The 17,229-nt window shown below is 31.9% G+C and carries 14 protein-coding genes; 13 read left to right on the top strand and 1 reads right to left on the bottom strand.

Going from position 1 to position 17,229, the window contains the following annotated elements; translation table 11 throughout:
• Positions 1 to 40 precede the first annotated feature (40 nt).
• The 3 genes from RH98_RS06805 to RH98_RS06795 all read left to right on the top strand — a co-directional run bounded on the left by RH98_RS06805 (position 41) and on the right by RH98_RS06795 (position 3,756).
• The gene (locus tag RH98_RS06805) at positions 41 to 2,122 is read left to right on the top strand and encodes a transporter-like protein (protein ID WP_026038776.1); all 2,082 of its coding nucleotides are present in this window, start codon (positions 41 to 43) and stop codon (positions 2,120 to 2,122) included.
• Positions 2,123 to 2,305: 183 nt separating this feature from the next.
• On the top strand, positions 2,306 to 2,851 hold the full coding sequence (locus tag RH98_RS15220) for a transposase (protein WP_010252275.1): 546 nt from the start codon (positions 2,306 to 2,308) through the stop codon (positions 2,849 to 2,851).
• Positions 2,852 to 2,874: 23 nt separating this feature from the next.
• Complete coding sequence (locus RH98_RS06795) at positions 2,875 to 3,756, top strand: IS3 family transposase (protein WP_026038775.1); 882 nt, start codon at positions 2,875 to 2,877, stop codon at positions 3,754 to 3,756.
• A gap of 250 nt (positions 3,757 to 4,006) precedes the next feature.
• On the opposite strand, the gene RH98_RS06790 is transcribed toward RH98_RS06795, so the two are convergent.
• Positions 4,007 to 5,854: a monovalent cation:proton antiporter-2 (CPA2) family protein gene (locus RH98_RS06790; RefSeq protein WP_010252271.1), complete on the bottom strand. Its 1,848-nt coding sequence runs from the start codon at positions 5,852 to 5,854 to the stop codon at positions 4,007 to 4,009.
• A gap of 244 nt (positions 5,855 to 6,098) precedes the next feature.
• On the opposite strand from RH98_RS06790, the gene dinB reads away from it, so the two are divergent.
• From dinB to RH98_RS06745, 10 genes are all read left to right on the top strand, one after another.
• On the top strand, positions 6,099 to 7,169 hold the full coding sequence (dinB, locus tag RH98_RS06785) for a DNA polymerase IV (RefSeq protein ID WP_026038774.1): 1,071 nt from the start codon (positions 6,099 to 6,101) through the stop codon (positions 7,167 to 7,169).
• Positions 7,170 to 7,186: 17 nt separating this feature from the next.
• Positions 7,187 to 8,080: a S66 peptidase family protein gene (locus RH98_RS06780; RefSeq protein ID WP_010252266.1), complete on the top strand. Its 894-nt coding sequence runs from the start codon at positions 7,187 to 7,189 to the stop codon at positions 8,078 to 8,080.
• 2 nt (positions 8,081 to 8,082) lie between these two features.
• Positions 8,083 to 8,442, top strand: coding sequence for a YraN family protein (locus tag RH98_RS06775; RefSeq protein ID WP_010252264.1), 360 nt, complete (start codon positions 8,083 to 8,085; stop codon positions 8,440 to 8,442).
• Between the two features lie 266 nt (positions 8,443 to 8,708).
• A complete protein-coding gene (locus RH98_RS06770) occupies positions 8,709 to 11,117 on the top strand; it encodes a TonB-dependent receptor (RefSeq protein ID WP_010252262.1) in 2,409 nt (802 codons plus the stop codon).
• Positions 11,118 to 11,505: 388 nt separating this feature from the next.
• The gene (locus RH98_RS16030; RefSeq protein WP_010252253.1) at positions 11,506 to 11,715 is read left to right on the top strand and encodes a carboxypeptidase-like regulatory domain-containing protein; all 210 of its coding nucleotides are present in this window, start codon (positions 11,506 to 11,508) and stop codon (positions 11,713 to 11,715) included.
• A gap of 155 nt (positions 11,716 to 11,870) precedes the next feature.
• Entirely contained in the window at positions 11,871 to 13,919 is a 2,049-nt protein-coding gene (locus RH98_RS06765; protein WP_237717515.1) for a TonB-dependent siderophore receptor, read from the top strand.
• 317 nt (positions 13,920 to 14,236) lie between these two features.
• Complete coding sequence (locus tag RH98_RS06760) at positions 14,237 to 14,647, top strand: BrxA/BrxB family bacilliredoxin (protein WP_010252249.1); 411 nt, start codon at positions 14,237 to 14,239, stop codon at positions 14,645 to 14,647.
• 64 nt (positions 14,648 to 14,711) lie between these two features.
• Positions 14,712 to 15,443: a lysophospholipid acyltransferase family protein gene (locus RH98_RS06755; protein ID WP_010252247.1), complete on the top strand. Its 732-nt coding sequence runs from the start codon at positions 14,712 to 14,714 to the stop codon at positions 15,441 to 15,443.
• Between the two features lie 81 nt (positions 15,444 to 15,524).
• A complete protein-coding gene (locus tag RH98_RS06750) occupies positions 15,525 to 16,523 on the top strand; it encodes an acyl-ACP desaturase (RefSeq protein ID WP_010252245.1) in 999 nt (332 codons plus the stop codon).
• A 20-nt stretch (positions 16,524 to 16,543) separates the two neighbouring features.
• Positions 16,544 to 17,194 (top strand): HD domain-containing protein, encoded by a 651-nt coding sequence (locus tag RH98_RS06745; protein WP_010252242.1) that lies wholly within the window; start codon positions 16,544 to 16,546, stop codon positions 17,192 to 17,194.
• The last annotated feature ends 35 nt before the right edge of the window (positions 17,195 to 17,229 follow it).

The following is a 17,229-nucleotide window of genomic DNA, read 5'->3' as shown; positions in this document are numbered from 1 at the left end:
AATAAAATAATAGAAAGATTTTTTAATGAAATTAAGACATATGTTACAATCGCCTCACGGCATTGAGGAACTTTTCAATAAATATGTAATAGACGGAAAAGTATATGCAAATGATGATTTATCTTTCATAGTTGATTTAGTCCATATCTTTCGACCAAAGAATGTCAAAAAGGTCAAAAGAGTATCGATTGATGCTTTGTTAGCATATTTAAAAACACACGAACTTGAGCGAATTGCTTTGATGAATTACTTAGCAGAATTATTATCAAATCGTCGTTTTAGTCGCATGGTTTCAGATGCAGGTATACTACAAGATTCCGATTTCTTTTATGAGGTCAAAAAAAGATTATGGGCTAAGGTATTACCATATCAACCTGATAAAGATACGTATGAATATATTTTAAATCAAGTTTTTTATAAACATACAGATGCACAGTGGATTGATTTAATTCCTGATGCTCAATTACTAGATTTGCTAGGGTTATTACAGTTCAAAGGTATATTTGAAAATACGAAGGAAGGCTCAGTATTAAGTGAATTAATGATTTCTATTGGTTTAATCGCTCAACGTATGAGTGGTAGAGCAATGGAAAGTGCAATTATTCGAATGGTGCCTGAATACTCTCATTTAGAGAGTCCTTTTCTAGCATTAGAGAATGAGTTTATGGCGGTAGAGCAAAGTATCAGAAATGGCGAGATACAGTTTCTATTGCGATCGGATATTAACTATAAGCAAATAGTAATTCTTCATAAGCAGTGTATTGAATTTGTAAATCAGGCTTTTAAAAACAGTTCAAAATACGGTATTTCGATCAAGGTAAATCAGAGTTTATTGCGCTTAAGACAACAGTTACAACGTATTGAAATTCTCATTAATATAATGGTATTAGAAAACGATACCGATGAAGAGAAAAAACTAAAAACAATCGATCTTGCTAGAAGGCAAATTGAATATAATTGTTATAAATATAATGTAACAGGATTAGTAAAAGAAAGTACGCAATTAATATCTTATGAGATTACACAGCATACTGCTAAGACAGGAGAGCATTATATAACAAATTCTGCAAGCGAATATTGGTCAATGTTTAAAGGCTCAATGGGAGCAGGGATTGTCGTAGGTTTTATGTGTATTCTTAAAGTATATGCGCATGCTGCTGATGTTAGTGCTTTTGGACACGCATTGCTTTATAGTTTAAATTATGCATTAGGATTCTGTTTAATTTATTTATTAGGATTTACCCTTGCTACAAAGCAGCCAGCGATGACTGCAGCCACGATTATCAAGGCAATAGAAGATGGAAGAAAGAAACACTTAGAGAGTGGAGAAAAGCACGTTGGATTTGCCAAATTATTTGCCCGATTATTTAGATCTCAGTTTATAGCATTTATAGGTAACGTTATCTTAGCATTTCCTGTAGCGATGTTATTAATATGGGGAATTGATATGTTGTTCGGGATGAATATTGCTGAACATGGATGGCAAACAATGCTAGTAGATGCAGACCCTATTGAATCTCGTGCGTTATTTCACGCAGGAATTGCAGGTATCTTTTTATTCTTGTCAGGTATTATCTCTGGGAATATCTCCAATAAGAATAAACACAATCAAGTATATTACCGTATACAGGAGCATCCATGGTTAAAACGTAACTTAGGAATTAATAAAACTAATAAACTTGCAAAATGGGTTGAGAATAAATGGCCAGGTATTATGTCTAATGTTTGGTTTGGTATTTTTATGGGAACGTGTGGTACCATTGGTGCATTTATAGGATTAGGAATAGATATACGACATATCACTTTTGTCAGTGGTAACATTGCATTAGGGTGGTACGGATCTGGGTTTACTGCGCCTACATCTATGTTGATTTGGGCTTTTGTAGGGATGTGGTTAATAGGTTTTATGAACTTTATGGTAAGTTTCTCACTTTCGTTATTATTAGCATTCCGCTCTCGAAATATCCCTTTAAAAGAGACTAAAGAGCTTGGTAAAGCAACATGGAAATATTTTAAAAGTTTTCCTGTTGAGTTCTTTTTACCAACATCGAATAGTGTCGTAGAGAACCCTAGTAATTTAAGTACTGGGAAAAAAGAAGAAAAGAAAGAAGATAAAAATTAAATAATTTATTTTAAAAAAATAGGGGTACGGAATTGACGTGCCCCTTTTTTTGTTTGATGACTTTTGAGAATTACACGGAACAGTTGTTTATATAGTAAATCTCTTTCCTCGCTTATATAAAATGTCAGTACAATAGGGGTGACCCGTCCTAAAAAAACTGTACAGTTTTAAAAAGATTAACAGATGGGAACAAATCCAAAAAAAACACAAAAGACAAAAGAGCGTTATCACTTAAAATTTATCGCACAAATCGTTCAAGAAGTAGAGCAAGGAGCAAGTCAGAATTCAGTAATCCGTAAATACGATCTAAATAGATCTACAGTAAACTTATGGGTTAAAAAGTACGCTAGTAGAGAATACCACTCCACACGTAAGAATAAAGTTTATTCAGAAAGCCTTAAACGTCAAGTAGTTCATAGTATTACAGAGCATAAAATGACACCTAAAGAAGCTTGTATAGCATATGATGTAGAAAGTGTTAATACAATAAATAATTGGTTGTTAGATAATTACAATAAAAATATTGATATTTGTAATGAACCTATTATTCCAAGACTTATGGAAGATAAAATATCCAATTCAGAATCTTTAGAAGTTAAAGCTTTAAAAAAAGCATTAGCAGAAGCACAATTCAAAATAGTTGCCTTAAATACATTAATTGATGTAGCAGAAAAAAGTTTAGATATTGATATCAGAAAAAAGTCTGGTTCCAAACAGTTGAAGAAGTAAAGCTCTTATACCCAAGAAAGGGAATAGGAAAGATATGTCAATTGTTTGGTAAAACTCGAAGTGCTTATTATCAGTCAATAGATAGGTATGAACATCAATCTATCAAAGATGAGATTATCCTGCAAGAGGTTTTAAAAATTAGAGCTATTCTACCAAGAGTAGGAACTCGCAAGCTCCAACATATGCTGGAAGGGCGCCTAAGTTCTCATAATATAAGTATAGGAAGAGATTATCTGTTTGATTTATTAGATAGTCATAAAATGTTAGTTAGACAACGTAAACGAAAAGCATATACAACAGATTCAAGAGCTTGGAGAGGTCAATACTCGGATCTGTATAACGCAGTAGAAGTTACTCGACCAGAACAATTTTGGGTAAGTGATATAACATATATAAGATTAAATAGTACTTGGGGATATTTAAGCTTGATCACAGATGCTTATTCTCACAAGATAATGGGATATAGTTTTAGTCTAGATTTAACTACTAATGGATGTATACAGGCATTAAAAATGGCGTTAAATAACAGAATGTATACAGGGAAACTTATTCATCATTCAGATAGAGGTTGTCAATACTGTAGTAGCATATACACTAAATTATTACTAGAAAATAACATATCTATTAGTACTACACAATGCGGAGAGCCAAGAGACAACGCAATAGCAGAACGTGTAAATGGTATTATTAAAGGAGAGTTTAATCTAAATTATTCAAATTTAGGCTATCAAGGAACTGTTGAAAAAATTAAAAACAGTATAAATGCTTATAATCAAATTAGACCACACGATAGTTGTGATAGATTAACTCCTAATCAGGCACATTTAAGAACAGGTGTCTTAACTAAGAGATGGAAGAATTATTATAAAACTAATAAACAAAAAACAAAACTTGTACAGTCATAAAAGGACTAGTGATTCTGGCGGGTGCGTCCATAGTGAGTCCATGGTGAGTCCATAGTGTCTCTATTAATTCCCCTTGTTTTAATAGTGTCACAATGGATTAATTATGGAATGAACTTACTTACATTGCGCATCAAATTACTACAATACTGAAGTCATTATATATTGATGTCTTTGACTCCTATTGTATCTGTTATATTTGTTTAATGACTTTGTTATAAAATTAAAGCCTGCATTTGCAGGCTTTAATAATTTATTCGTGATGATTTTTATTTCTTTTTTCGGTCAAATTGTTTTTTAGCATTTCAGATTGTTCAGCAAATTCAAGTCTCGAAACATTAATGTAATCTTCGAGGTTGTGTATATTTTTTGCTAATTTTCGTAGAGATGCACGATCACTAGTAATAAAAAGTTCACTTTGTGTACGAGCCTCTTCATGACTAAACCCTAGTTTTTCAAGCATTACTGCTCCTACATATACAGCGGTAAAGAATGTCTCACGATAAACTTCTGTAAGTCCTTCTTGTAAATATTCGTAGGCATTTTTACGATTTTTTGCACGAACAATTACTTCTACAGAAGGGAAATTTTTACGTAATATTTCCACTAACTGTTGGTTTACTTCTGGTGGATCCATTGCAGCAATTACGTAGTCAGCTTGGTCAACACCTATTGACTTTAAAATATTTATAGAAGTCGCATCACCGTAGTAAACATTAAAACCTAGTTTTCGTAAGTGATCTACTCTCTCTGCGTCATTATCTAATACTAGAATTGGAATATTATTAGCTTGTAATAATCTACCAATAGTGTTTCCAAAATCACCAAATCCAGCAATTACTATTTTTTTCTCAGCACTAATATGTGATAAGTCATCATATTCTTGTTTTTCTGAAGTAGAAGGAGTAAGCCCTAAATAAGGAGCAATCCACTTCTCATTGAGCAATAATAATATTGGTGTAACAACCATTGATAAAGCCGTTGTTGCTAATAGATAGTCATACCACTCTTGGGATATAAGGTTAATAGTTTTTCCTAAAGCTAAAATAACAAAGGCAAATTCTCCTATTTGTGAAAGCAAGATGGCAAATAAGAAAGATTGATCTTTAGGGAATTTTTTCCATTTACCTATTGCTAGCAAAACAAGAGCTTTGATACTCATTGTCCCTACTAATAGTCCTAATATCATTAATGGTTGATTAATAATAATACCAAAGTTGATAGTTGAACCAACTGCAATAAAGAATATCCCAAGTAAGAGCGCTTTAAAAGGCTCAATATCGCTTTCTAATTGATGCTTATAAGGGTTATTAGCTAATACAACACCAGCAATAAAAGCTCCTAATGCAGGACTCAGTCCTACTTGTTGCATTAATAATGATACTCCAATCACTAAAAGCAAAGCAGATGCTGTATAAATCTCTCTAATTTTTAATCTTCCTACTGATTTGAATAAAGGATTAACAATATAATTACCCACTAAGAAAATTACAGAGATTGCACCAAGTATTGCAAGTGTTTTCATGATAACAGGAGCACCATCTAACCAGCTATCACTATTTGTAGCAATTGGCGTTTGTGAACCAACGGCTAGTAATGGGATAATTGCCATCATAGGGATTACCATAATATCTTGGAAGAGTAGAACGGCAAAACTAGATTTACCAGCATTAGATTTGTTTAACCCCCGTTCAGAAATGGTTTGCAAAATAATTGCAGTAGAAGACATTGTAACCACAAATCCCATTGTGATGGAAGTACCTATGCTAAGGTCAAATCCCCATCTGGCAATGGCTGCAATGATAGCAGTGGTACCTAATGCTTGTGCTGTACCGAGGCCAATTATCTCGTTTTTAATTTTCCAAAATTCTTTAGGATCTAATTCTAAACCAACAAGGAATAACATCATAACAACACCGAATTCGGTAGCATGCATAATGTCAGCTCCGTCGTTACCAACAAATTTTAGAACAAAAGGACCTATTAATACCCCAGCAAATAGGTATCCTAATACGGAACCCATACCTAATTTTTTAGAGATGAGTACACAAACAACTGCGGCAAATAAAAAGATAAATGCCTGTGCTAAAAAGTCATTCATTAATAATGGTAATTTTTATACTTGTTTTTCAAAAGTTGTTAGTTATGAATTACTTATAGATTTTCAGCTAATATCTCTCTAAAAAAGAGTATTATTCTTAAATCTTTTTCAATTTTCTTCATAGCTCTTACAAATTTATAAAAAAAGATAAGTTAGAGCAGGTATAAAACTTTAAAAATGATAATATTTTTTTATAGAACATTTAATTTTCTTGTAAATTCGATTCGTAGTTAAGTAGCAGAGTATGAATCGCAAAATAATACATATTGATATGGATGCTTTTTATGCTTCAGTAGAACAATTAGACTTTCCTGAACTTAGAGGAAAGGCGATTGCGGTAGGTGGAAGTAGTGAGAGAGGTGTAGTGGCAGCGGCAAGTTATGAAGCTAGGGAATTCGGTGTGAGGAGTGCTATCAGTGGAGTTCTTGCTAAAAAAAGATGTCCACATTTAATATTTGTGAAGCCAAGATTTGATAGATATAAAGAAATTTCACGAGAAATAAGAAAAATATTTCATGAGTATACAGATTTAGTTGAGCCATTGTCACTTGACGAGGCTTTCTTAGATGTAACAAAGAATAAAATTAATTGTCCTAGTGCTACATTAATCGCTTATGAAATTAGAAAGAAGATTTATGAGCGATTGCAGTTAACTGCCTCAGCGGGTATTTCCATTAATAAGTTTCTGGCAAAAATTGCTAGTGACTATAATAAACCTAATGGACAGAAAACTATTAATCCTGATGAGGTAATTGAATTTTTAGAAAATCTAGAGATTAAAAAGTTTTTTGGGATAGGGAAAAAAACAGCTGAGAAGATGTATCACTTTGGCATTTTTACAGGGAAAGATTTAAAAGAAAAGTCTTTAGATTTTTTAGTTACTCATTTTGGTAAAGCAGGAACTGATTATTATAATATTGTAAGGGGAGTACATGAGTCACCAGTACAACCTAATCGTAAAATTAAATCTGTAGGAACAGAGCGAACATTTGATGAGAATTTATCTTCTGAAGTGTTTTTAATGGAAAGACTAGATTTAATTGTCGAAGAATTAGGTTTACGCTTAAAAAAACAAAATGTTGCTGGAAAGACAATAACTTTGAAATTGAAGTATTCGGATTTTAGTCAGCAGACAAGAAGTGCTACTGTACCCTATTATATTTCTGATCGCGAGCTTATTTTAGATAAAGTAAAGGAACTTTTATATCAAGAAAAGTTAAAAGATTCTGTTCGACTCATAGGAGTAGCGGTATCTAATTTAAATACTGAAGCTAGTAAGAAGCCAATAGCTGTTCAATTGAGATTTAATTTTTAAAGAAAATATTTATAGAAATGATAAAACCAGAGTTTTTAAAAAGAGGGGATAAAGTTGTAATTGTTTGTACAGCTAGAAAGTTTAGCATCGAAGAGGCACAACCTGCAATATCTCTTTTAGAATCTTGGGGATTAATACCAATTTTAGGTAATACAATTGGCTTGGATAACTTTCAATTAGGCGGTAGTGATGAAGAGAGAGCCAATGATTTTAATCAACAGTTAGCTGATCCATCTATAAAAGCAATATGGTGTGCTAGGGGTGGATATGGGACAGTTCGTATAATAGATAAGATTGATTTTAGTTTATTGCTTAAGCATCCAAAATGGCTTATAGGTTTTAGTGATGTTACAGTTTTGCATAATCATATTCACAATCTTAAAGTGGAAACTATTCATGCTATTATGGCTTTCAGCGTACCTAATGCTACAGAGGAATCTAAATCATCTTTGCGAAAAGCTTTATTTGGAGAGGAATTAGAGTATAAAATTGAAAGTAGTGAAGATAATAGAAACGGTTATGGACAAGGTGAATTAATAGGAGGAAACTTGTCAATTATTTATAGTTTATTAGGCTCGAAGTCAGCAATTACCACTGATAATAAGATTTTGTTTATCGAAGATTTAGATGAGTACCTTTATCATATTGACCGTATGATGTATAATCTTAAGCGAAACGATTTGCTAAGCAATTTAAAAGGACTAATCATAGGAGGGATGACCGATATGCACGATAATTCAATCCCTTTTGGATATGATGCTGTTTCAATAATTAAAGAGATTACAAAAGAATATAATTATCCTATAGTATTTAATTTTCCAGCAGGCCACGGTGATGAAAATAGGGCATTAGTATTTGGTAGTACCGTGGAATTAAATGTTGAAGATAGTGCAGTGACTCTAAAGTTTTAAATATGGCAACACATAATGATCTTGGGAAAATTGGAGAAGATAAAGCAGTGGAATTTTTGCAAAATTTAGGTTATGAAATTCTATGCAGAAACTGGCGCTTTAAAAAATTGGAATTAGATATTGTGTGTTTGTATAAAGGTATTTTAATTTTCGTGGAGGTAAAGACTAGGAGTTCGGTAGAATTTGGTCTACCTCAAGATTTCGTAAAACAGACAAAGATTAAAAAACTTTTATCAGCAGCTAATGCTTACATTGAAGAAAATAATAGAGATGAGGAAGTGAGATTTGATATAATAGCTATTCACAATATTTCACAGAAATATATCATTGAACATATTGAAGATGCATTTTACTTCTTCTAAGAAGAGTATAATAACATAATTAGTTATACTTCAAGGAAATTAGGGCTTAATTTTTGGGTTTGTATAAATTGCAGCAATAAAATATGATATTCTAAAAATATTAAGCGTTTTGTTGATTAAAAAATCTTTTTTTATTGTTAAAAAGAGTGTATTATAAGGTAATTTATTTTAAAAAGTCTTAATAAGTTTTGCTGATTATTTAGAATCAATATACATTTGTAGGAATATTTTAATTTTAATCAGTCTAAAATAATATTTATTTAATTATGAGAACAATTGCTACAATTTTTTTTAGTGCTTGTTGTGCAGTAGGGAGCTTCGCTCAATCTTCTACATTAAAGGGAAGAGTGGTAGATGAGGTTAATAAACCACTTCCATTTGCAACAATTTATGTTGAAAATACTAATATTACTACACAGACAAACGAAAACGGTGAGTATATTTTAAGAGATGTTCCTCATGGAAAACAATCAATTAAAGCTTCATTCATTGGGTTTTCTTCATCAGTTAGAGAGTTTAACGTTACTAAAAAAGATGAGGTAGCTAATTTCTTATTAGTGAATGATGGTCAATTGGCTAATATTACAGTATATGGTCGATCTAATAAAAATGTAAAAAAATTACAGTACTTAACTAGATTGCCATTAGGACTTCAAGATCAAGTACAATCAATCAGTATTGTATCAGATCACATTATCCAAGAACAAGGAGCATTGACAATCACTGAAGCTGCACGTAACGTAGCTGGGGTAACTCAGTTTGCTACTTATGGTGGAGCAAAAGAGAGTATGTCTATACGTGGATTCCGTGGTACACCAGTATTGAGAAATGGTGTGGCTATGGATTCAGACTTTAGAACTGCTTCTGCTATTGCTGATATGCAAGGTGTGGAGAGTCTAGAGGTAATTAAGGGTTCTGCTGCAATTCTACAAGGGATAGGAAACGGACTAGGTGCTGCTGGTGGGGTAATTAACCTTGTCACTAAATCGCCAAACTTCCAAAACAAAAGAGAGGTTAGTTTCCGTACAGGTAGTTATGGACAAGTAAGACCTACGTTAGATTTCGAACAAGTACTAGATAAAAAAGAAACAGTGTCTTTCAGATTCAATGGTGCTTATGAACGCAACGATGGATGGAGAAAATACGTAAATAACGACCACTTCTATATTAACCCATCGTTGGCTTGGAAGATTGATGACAAGACGAAGTTGACATTAGAGATGGACTACTTATATGGTGATTATACACCAGATAGAGGATCAGTTAACTTAGCTCCAGATTACATAGATGCTATGTATGATATGCCTCACAATAAATTCTTAGGGTTTAAACAAGATAATATGAACGTTCAAGCGTTGAACTACACTGCTCGTTTTGAAAGACAATTGACAGATAAGTTAAGCGTTAGATTATCTACAGTAAACTCTATCTACAAAACAGATACTGAAAATTCTTCAATTGCACTAATGGATAAACAAGAAAACATTACAGATTGGAGTCAATTTGCATATAGAAAAAGAACATTAGGAAGAAGTGATAGAGATGATAGGAACTCTGTGATTCAGTTAGACTTTGTAGGTAAAGATATTTTCACTGGAATTTTGAAACACACCTTCCAATTAGGATTTGACTATAGAGAGAATCGTTTAGAAACACACGGGTATGAAGGGTATTTGAATGGTAAACTTTTCCAAGATGAAATTAATGTATTAGGCGATATCAATAATAACCGTCCTGATGGAATCGAATATAGACCTGCTAAGAGAGGACCTTACACTAAATCTGTGACTCCTACTTATGGATTTATGGCACAAGACTATATCCAAATTGGAGATAAATTAAGTGCATTATTGGGAATTAGATATAGTAGATTAAACGGAAACACCACTCAGAATGCAACAGTGGATAGATGGAATCCAGTAATTGGTTTAATCTTCAAACCACAAGAGAACATCAGTACTTTTGCTTCATATACAACAACAACTAGCTTGAGACAATCAAACTATGCAATGGCTGATGGTGGATTTGCTGGACCACAAGATACAGATCAGTTTGAGTTCGGATTCAAATCTAATTGGTTCAATGATCACTTAGGAGTTAACTTTAGTTACTACTTCATCACACAGGATAATTTATTAGCTGAGGTAATTGATCAGGATGGAAAAGGAACTAATACTTACGCAAAAGTAGGTAGCCTTAAGAGAAATGGATTCGAATTAGAAGTAAACGGAAAGATTACGAATAATTTAGAAGTAATGTTAGGGTATGCCAACTTAGTAGCTAGATACCAAGATAGTCCTAACTATGTAGATGGTTCAGCACCGATGAATGCTCCAGAGCACAGTGCTAATGGATGGGTAAACTACAAATTTACAGATGGTAAGTTAAATGGTTTATCACTTGGATTAGGAGTTTATTATGTAGGAAAACGTCCAGTTAACGAATATACAAGAACGTCTGATGGACACGGTTCATATGTGAATGAACGTCCATTTGACATGCCAGAATATACTACTGTGAATGCACAGATAGGATATACATATAAAAATGCAACAATCAAGGTATTTGCAAACAATATGTTTGATCAACTTGGGTATACTTCTTACTACAGAGGAGGATATATCAATGAGATTGCTCCTAGAAACTTCGCAGCTCAATTAACATATAGATTTTAATAATCTTAGATAAGATATAGTTAGTAATATACAACAAACACGATTTTATAATTTATAGAATCGTGTTTGTTCTTTTTATAAGGCTTTTTATGAAAACAAAAAAGAATTAACTTGTATCAGCGGTTAAGGCTTATATTGAAGAAAATAATAGAGATAAGGAAGTAAGATTTGATATAATAGCTATTCACAATACTTCAAAGAAATATATCATTGAACATATTGAAGATGCATTTTTCTACTTTTAAAAGTCTTTTTACTAGTAAAATGGTAATTATTGTTTGTTTATATAATTTATTATTGTTTTAATGTTTGTTTTTTATGATTTGTGTTAATAATTGTTTAGATAACTTTGTGTTAGTTAATTTAGTCTAAATAATTTAAAAAAAACATGAAAATATTAAATACTTTATTATTTATATTATGTTCTTGTGCTATTAGTTTTGCACAAACTTCAACTTTGAAAGGGAAAATAGTTGATGATAAAAACAAACCGGTTTCTTATGCCATTATAACTATTGATGATATTGGAGTGCCAAGTCAATCTGATGAAAATGGAGAGTTTTATATTGAAAATATAACCAAAGGAAAAAACAAATAACAATATCTTTTGTAGGATATCAGCCTATTAATAAAACGATTAATATTACTAAAGATAATGAGTATTTCGATTTTAATTTAATACAAACTTCAAATGAGCTTAGTAATATTACTGTTTTTGGAAAGAGTAATAAGAATGTGAGACAATTGCAGAATTTGACTAGAATTCCTTTAAGTATTCAAGATCAGATTCAGAATATATCTATTGTATCAGATGCTGTAATTGAAGACCAAGGAGCTCTTTCAATTACAGATGCAGCACGAAATGTGGCAGGAGTTACTCAATTTGCAAGTTATGGTGGAATATACGAGAGTATGACTATGCGAGGTTTCCGTGGAACTCCTGTTTTAAAAAATGGTGTTTCTTTGGATTCTGATTTTAGAACTGCTTCGGGAATCATTGATATGCAAGGAGTAGAAAGTATTCAAGTATTAAAAGGTTCTGCATCTTTAGGACAAGGGATAGGAAATGGACTAGGTGCTGCAGGAGGAGTTATTAATGTTATTACTAAGACTCCTAATTTTAAAAATAAAAGAGAGGTAGGTTTTAGAGCAGGAAGCTATGGTCAAATTAGACCAACCGTTGATTTTGAACAAATTTTAGATGAAAAAGAAAAGTTATCTATAAGATTTAATGGTGCATATGAAAGAAATGATGGATTTAGAATTCATACAGCAAGTGATAAATTTTATGTAAATCCAACTTTAGCATATAAACCAGATGATAAAACTACTATAACTGTTGAATTTGATCATTTAGAAAACAATGCTGTTCCTGATAAAGGTACCGTTAATTTAGGACCAGATACAGCAAATAATCTTTATAAAATGCCGCATAATAAATTCCTAGGCTTTAAAGGAGACTATTATGATTCAAATATTACAACTTATGGATTACAAGTTGAAAGAAATTTGAGTGACAAATTCAGTTTGCGCTTTTCTTCTATAAAAGCTATAAATAAAGCTGATCAAAGAGGGGCAACTATTAGTAGACATACTGGGAAAATAACAAGTGTTGATGATATTGGTCTTATTAATCGTGGTCTATCAAAATCCCAAAGTAAAGACGAAAATGCAGTTGTTCAAATTGATTTTGTAGGAAAAGATATTTATACAGGGTTTGCTAAACATACCTTCCAAGTAGGATTTGATTTCAGAGAAACAAAAGTGACGACAGAAAAATATGCAACATTAAAAGATGGAAAAGAACTAGGTAGAGGAGGATTTTTTGATACTGTTAATGTATTAGGTTCAATAGATAATAATGACCCCCTAAATGCTAGTTTTAAATATAATGGTTCGTCAGTAGTTAAAACTCCTACCTATGGATTTATGGCTCAGGATTATGTAGAATTAGGAGATTACATTACTGCATTAATTGGATTAAGATATAGTAGATTAAATGGAGTAAATGTTAAAGATGCAACTGTTGATCGTTGGAATCCTATTTTTGGGTTAATAGTTACACCTATTGAAAATATAAATGTGTTTGGATCATATACTACAACTACAAGTCTTAGACAATCTAATAATAAACTTTTAAATGGTGGCTTTGCTGGACCTCAAGATACGAAACAATGGGAATTTGGTGTTAAATCAAGTTGGTTTAGCGATCAATTGCTTGTTAATATTACTTATTTTGATGTTAAAAACTCAAATTTGTTAGCTCAAGTTTATCAGGAAAATGGAGAAGCTGTCGCTGGGATATATCACAAATCAGGTGATTTAAAAATAAAAGGATTTGAATTAGAAGTAACAGGAAAAATTACTAATGATCTAGAAGTTATGCTTGGTTACGCATATTTAGACGCAAAATATAAGGATAGTCCAATTTATGAAAATGGTTCAGCTCCAATGAATGCAGCTAAAAACACAGCAAATGGTTGGTTAAATTATAAATTTTCACAGGGTAATTTAAAAGGTTTAGGAATAGGTGCTGGAGTTTACTATGTAGGTAAGAGACCTGTAAATGAGTTTAATTTAAGACCAGATAAACATGGAAGTATGATTGGAAATAAACCGTTTGATATGCCTGATTATACTACTATTAATACTCAAGTTTCATATACGTATAAGAATGCAACTTTAAGAGTGTTTGCCAATAATATTTTCGATAAAATTGGATATACATCTTATTATAGAGGTGGTTACATCAATGAAATTGCTCCTCGAAATTTTGCAGCACAAATAGTGTATAATTTTTAATTTTAACTAAAAAACGATTTTACTTATTAAGTAAAATCGTTTTTTTTATATCTAGCTTAGATTTTACTTAATCTTTGAGTCGGAAATAGTTGATATAAGAAAAATTACTCTTTTATAATATGGGTAATGTTCTGTATAACTTTTAAATCAGATATAACTTGTATCTGATTGTAAATCTTAAACATCGTAATTTGGTTGAATAGAAAGACATAGAAGGTGTTATAAGGAAAAGTATAACATTTCTTTATAATTGTACACTTAATATCTTTAATAAAAAATGTAACTTTGCTTAATAACCTAATTATAGATTTAATATTATGTATCCAGAAGAAATAGTACAACCAATGCGTCAAGAATTAGTTGATGCAGGGTTTCAAGAATTACATACAGCAGCAGATGTAGATGCTATAATTGAAAAAGGAGGAACAACATTAGTTGTTGTGAACTCGGTTTGTGGATGTGCGGCACGTAATGCTAGACCAGGAGCTATTATGAGCTTATCTGGTGCAAAAAAACCAGATAATATCGTAACTGTATTTGCAGGAGTAGATAAAGACGCTGTTGATGCAGCTCGTAAGCATATGTTTCCATTTCCTCCATCTTCACCAGCTATGGCTTTGTTTAAAGATGGCGAATTAGTACATATGTTAGAAAGACATCATATTGAAGGTCATCCAGCAGATATAATTGCTGAAAATCTTAAAGGAGCTTTTCAAGAATATTGCTAAAATTCAAGACCACCTAAAGGGTGGTCTTTTTTTAATGTATATTTGCTTACAAACAATTAAGCAAATGCAAAAAATAATATCTTACCCTTTTTCAGTTCTTTTTGTAGTATTGCTACTATTAGTCTTGATTGTATTCCATGCTCTTCAATGGCTTGCTTTTAATCTTTTTGGATATAAAGCTCATAAGAAAGTGGTAGACTGCATGGTATGGTGGCTGTTAGCTTCAACTACAGTTTTAGGAACAACTTATCGTTTAAGAGGTACTAAAAAATTACCAACAGATAAGCCTATTATTTTTATTTCTAATCATCAAAGTATGTTTGATATTCCTGTAATTATTTGGTTTTTCAGACATAATCATCCAAAGTTTGTTAGTAAAAAAGAGTTAGGAAAAGGTATTCCTAGTGTTTCTTACAATCTTACCCACGGTGGATCAGTTCTTATTGATCGAAAAGATGCTAAACAAGCATTATCTGCAATTAAACAATTAGGAGAATACATAAGTAAATATAACCGCTCTGGAGTTATCTTTCCTGAAGGGACTAGGAGTAAAGATGGTAAATTGAAAAGGTTTTCGGAAAATGGTGTTAAAATGCTTTGTAAGTATGCCCCCGATGCTTATGTTGTGCCATTAACAATTAATAACTCATGGAAGTTATTCCGTTTTGGTAATTTTCCTTTTGGAATGTTTACTAAGATTGAACTTTATGCCCATGAGCCAATGAAAGTTTCAGACTATACATTTGAGGAGATTTTTACTAAATCTGAAGAAATGATTAAATCAAAACTTAAATAAATAACAATAAATAGATCCCCTTAATTACTCAAACAAACTAAACCAAACCGAAAGTAGTAAAGGGCGTAAAAACACTAAATTATGTCATTACAAAATGTACGTCTAGAAGTAATGCAATTTCTAGAAAAAAATATAGATAATTTTGTCGATAATTATCTTATCCCTGTTGAGAAAATATGGCAACCTTCAGATTTATTGCCTGATTCAGAGAAAGAAGAGTTCATCGATGAAGTTAAAGAACTAAGAGAATATGCCAAAGAATTACCTTATGATTTTTGGGTAGTACTTGTTGGTGATACTATAACTGAAGAAGCTTTGCCTACTTATGAATCATGGTTAATGGATGTCGAAGGAGTAAAGCAAAAAGAAGGTGAAGGTGGTAACGGATGGGCTAAATGGATTCGTCATTGGACTGGTGAAGAAAATAGACATGGTGATTTATTGAATAAATATTTATATCTGTCAGGAAGAGTTGATATGAAAGAAATAGAGATTACAACACATCATTTAATTAATGATGGATTCGATCCTGGTACAGATAGAGATCCTTATAAAAATTTTGTATTCACTAGTTTTCAAGAGTTAGCTACTTATATTTCTCATAATAGAGTTGCAAAATTAGCTAAACAATATGGGGATCATAAATTATCTAAAATGTGTCGTTTAATTGCAGGGGATGAAATGAGACACCATCATGCTTATAGTGAATTTGTAGAGCGTATTTTTAAAGTTGATCCAAGTGAAATGCTTTTAGCTTTTACGGATATGATGAAACGAAAAATTACTATGCCTGCAAATTTAATTAGAGAATCAGGAGGTAAAATGGGAGATGCATTTGAAAAGTTTTCTGATTCAGCACAGCGTATTGGCGTTTATACAGCGCATGATTATATTGATATTATGCAGAAATTAATTGATAGATGGCAAATATCTACATTAAATGGGTTGACTGATGAGGCAGAGAAAGCTAGAGATTATTTAATGAAATTGCCTGCAAGAATGACGCGTATTGCTGAACGTATGGTAATAGAGAAGGAGCCAGCTGTTTTTAAATGGGTGCGACCAGCTCTGATAAAATAAAAACAACAACACAATATATAATGGACAAACGAATAGATCAAGTTATTTTTTATGTAAAAGAAGAATTGAGAAATGCTGAAAGTGGACATGACTGGTTTCATATTGAAAGGGTTTATAGAAATGCTTTAAATATTGCAGCTAAAGAAGGTGAAGTAAATCTTACTGTAGTTAAATTGATTGCACTATTACATGATATTGCAGATAGTAAATTTAATAATGGAGATGAATCCTTAGGTCCAATAAAAGCACGTAATCTTTTATCGAATCTATTGTTTGATGAAGCCGTTATTGATCATGTGGTGAAAGGAATAGAGAATATATCTTTTAAAGGTGGAAATTTTGAGCAAAGGTTTAAATCTAAAGAATTAGATATTGTTCAAGATGCTGATCGATTAGATGCTATCGGTGCTATTGGTATCGCGAGAACTTTTAATTATGGTGGATTTAAGAATCATGTACTTTATGATCCTGCTGTAGATCCAGTTTTTGGAATGTCAAAAGAAGAGTATAAAAAACATCAGGGTACTACTATAAACCACTTTTATGAAAAGTTGTTAAGATTAAAAGACTTAATGAATACTGAAGCTGGTAAAGAACTTGCAGAGAATAGACATAAGTTTATGGAAATCTACCTTGCTCAGTTCTATAGTGAGTGGGAAGGAGATGCATAGTAAACTTTCTTAAAATAATATTATAAATAAAAAAA

This window comes from Myroides injenensis M09-0166 (assembly GCF_000246945.1).
GTDB lineage: Bacteria > Bacteroidota > Bacteroidia > Flavobacteriales > Flavobacteriaceae > Flavobacterium > Flavobacterium injenense.
The sequence above is the reverse complement of the archived record's forward strand: the minus strand, read 5'-3'. Positions and strand labels throughout refer to the sequence as shown.

Bases quoted from the DNA above. Each gene is read 5' to 3' on its own strand.
- dinB (WP_026038774.1), top strand. From the start codon at position 6,099: ATGAATCGCAAAATAATACATATTGATATGGATGCTTTTTATGCTTCA.
- RH98_RS06780 (WP_010252266.1), top strand. From the start codon at position 7,187: ATGATAAAACCAGAGTTTTTAAAAAGAGGGGATAAAGTTGTAATTGTT.
- RH98_RS06750 (WP_010252245.1), top strand. From the start codon at position 15,525: ATGTCATTACAAAATGTACGTCTAGAAGTAATGCAATTTCTAGAAAAA.
- RH98_RS06745 (WP_010252242.1), top strand. From the start codon at position 16,544: ATGGACAAACGAATAGATCAAGTTATTTTTTATGTAAAAGAAGAATTG.
- RH98_RS06790 (WP_010252271.1), bottom strand. From the start codon at position 5,854: ATGAATGACTTTTTAGCACAGGCATTTATCTTTTTATTTGCCGCAGTT.
- RH98_RS16030 (WP_010252253.1), top strand. From the start codon at position 11,506: ATGAAAATATTAAATACTTTATTATTTATATTATGTTCTTGTGCTATT.
- RH98_RS06770 (WP_010252262.1), top strand. From the start codon at position 8,709: ATGAGAACAATTGCTACAATTTTTTTTAGTGCTTGTTGTGCAGTAGGG.
- RH98_RS06805 (WP_026038776.1), top strand. From the start codon at position 41: ATGTTACAATCGCCTCACGGCATTGAGGAACTTTTCAATAAATATGTA.
- RH98_RS06755 (WP_010252247.1), top strand. From the start codon at position 14,712: ATGCAAAAAATAATATCTTACCCTTTTTCAGTTCTTTTTGTAGTATTG.
- RH98_RS06775 (WP_010252264.1), top strand. From the start codon at position 8,083: ATGGCAACACATAATGATCTTGGGAAAATTGGAGAAGATAAAGCAGTG.
- RH98_RS15220 (WP_010252275.1), top strand. From the start codon at position 2,306: ATGGGAACAAATCCAAAAAAAACACAAAAGACAAAAGAGCGTTATCAC.
- RH98_RS06760 (WP_010252249.1), top strand. From the start codon at position 14,237: ATGTATCCAGAAGAAATAGTACAACCAATGCGTCAAGAATTAGTTGAT.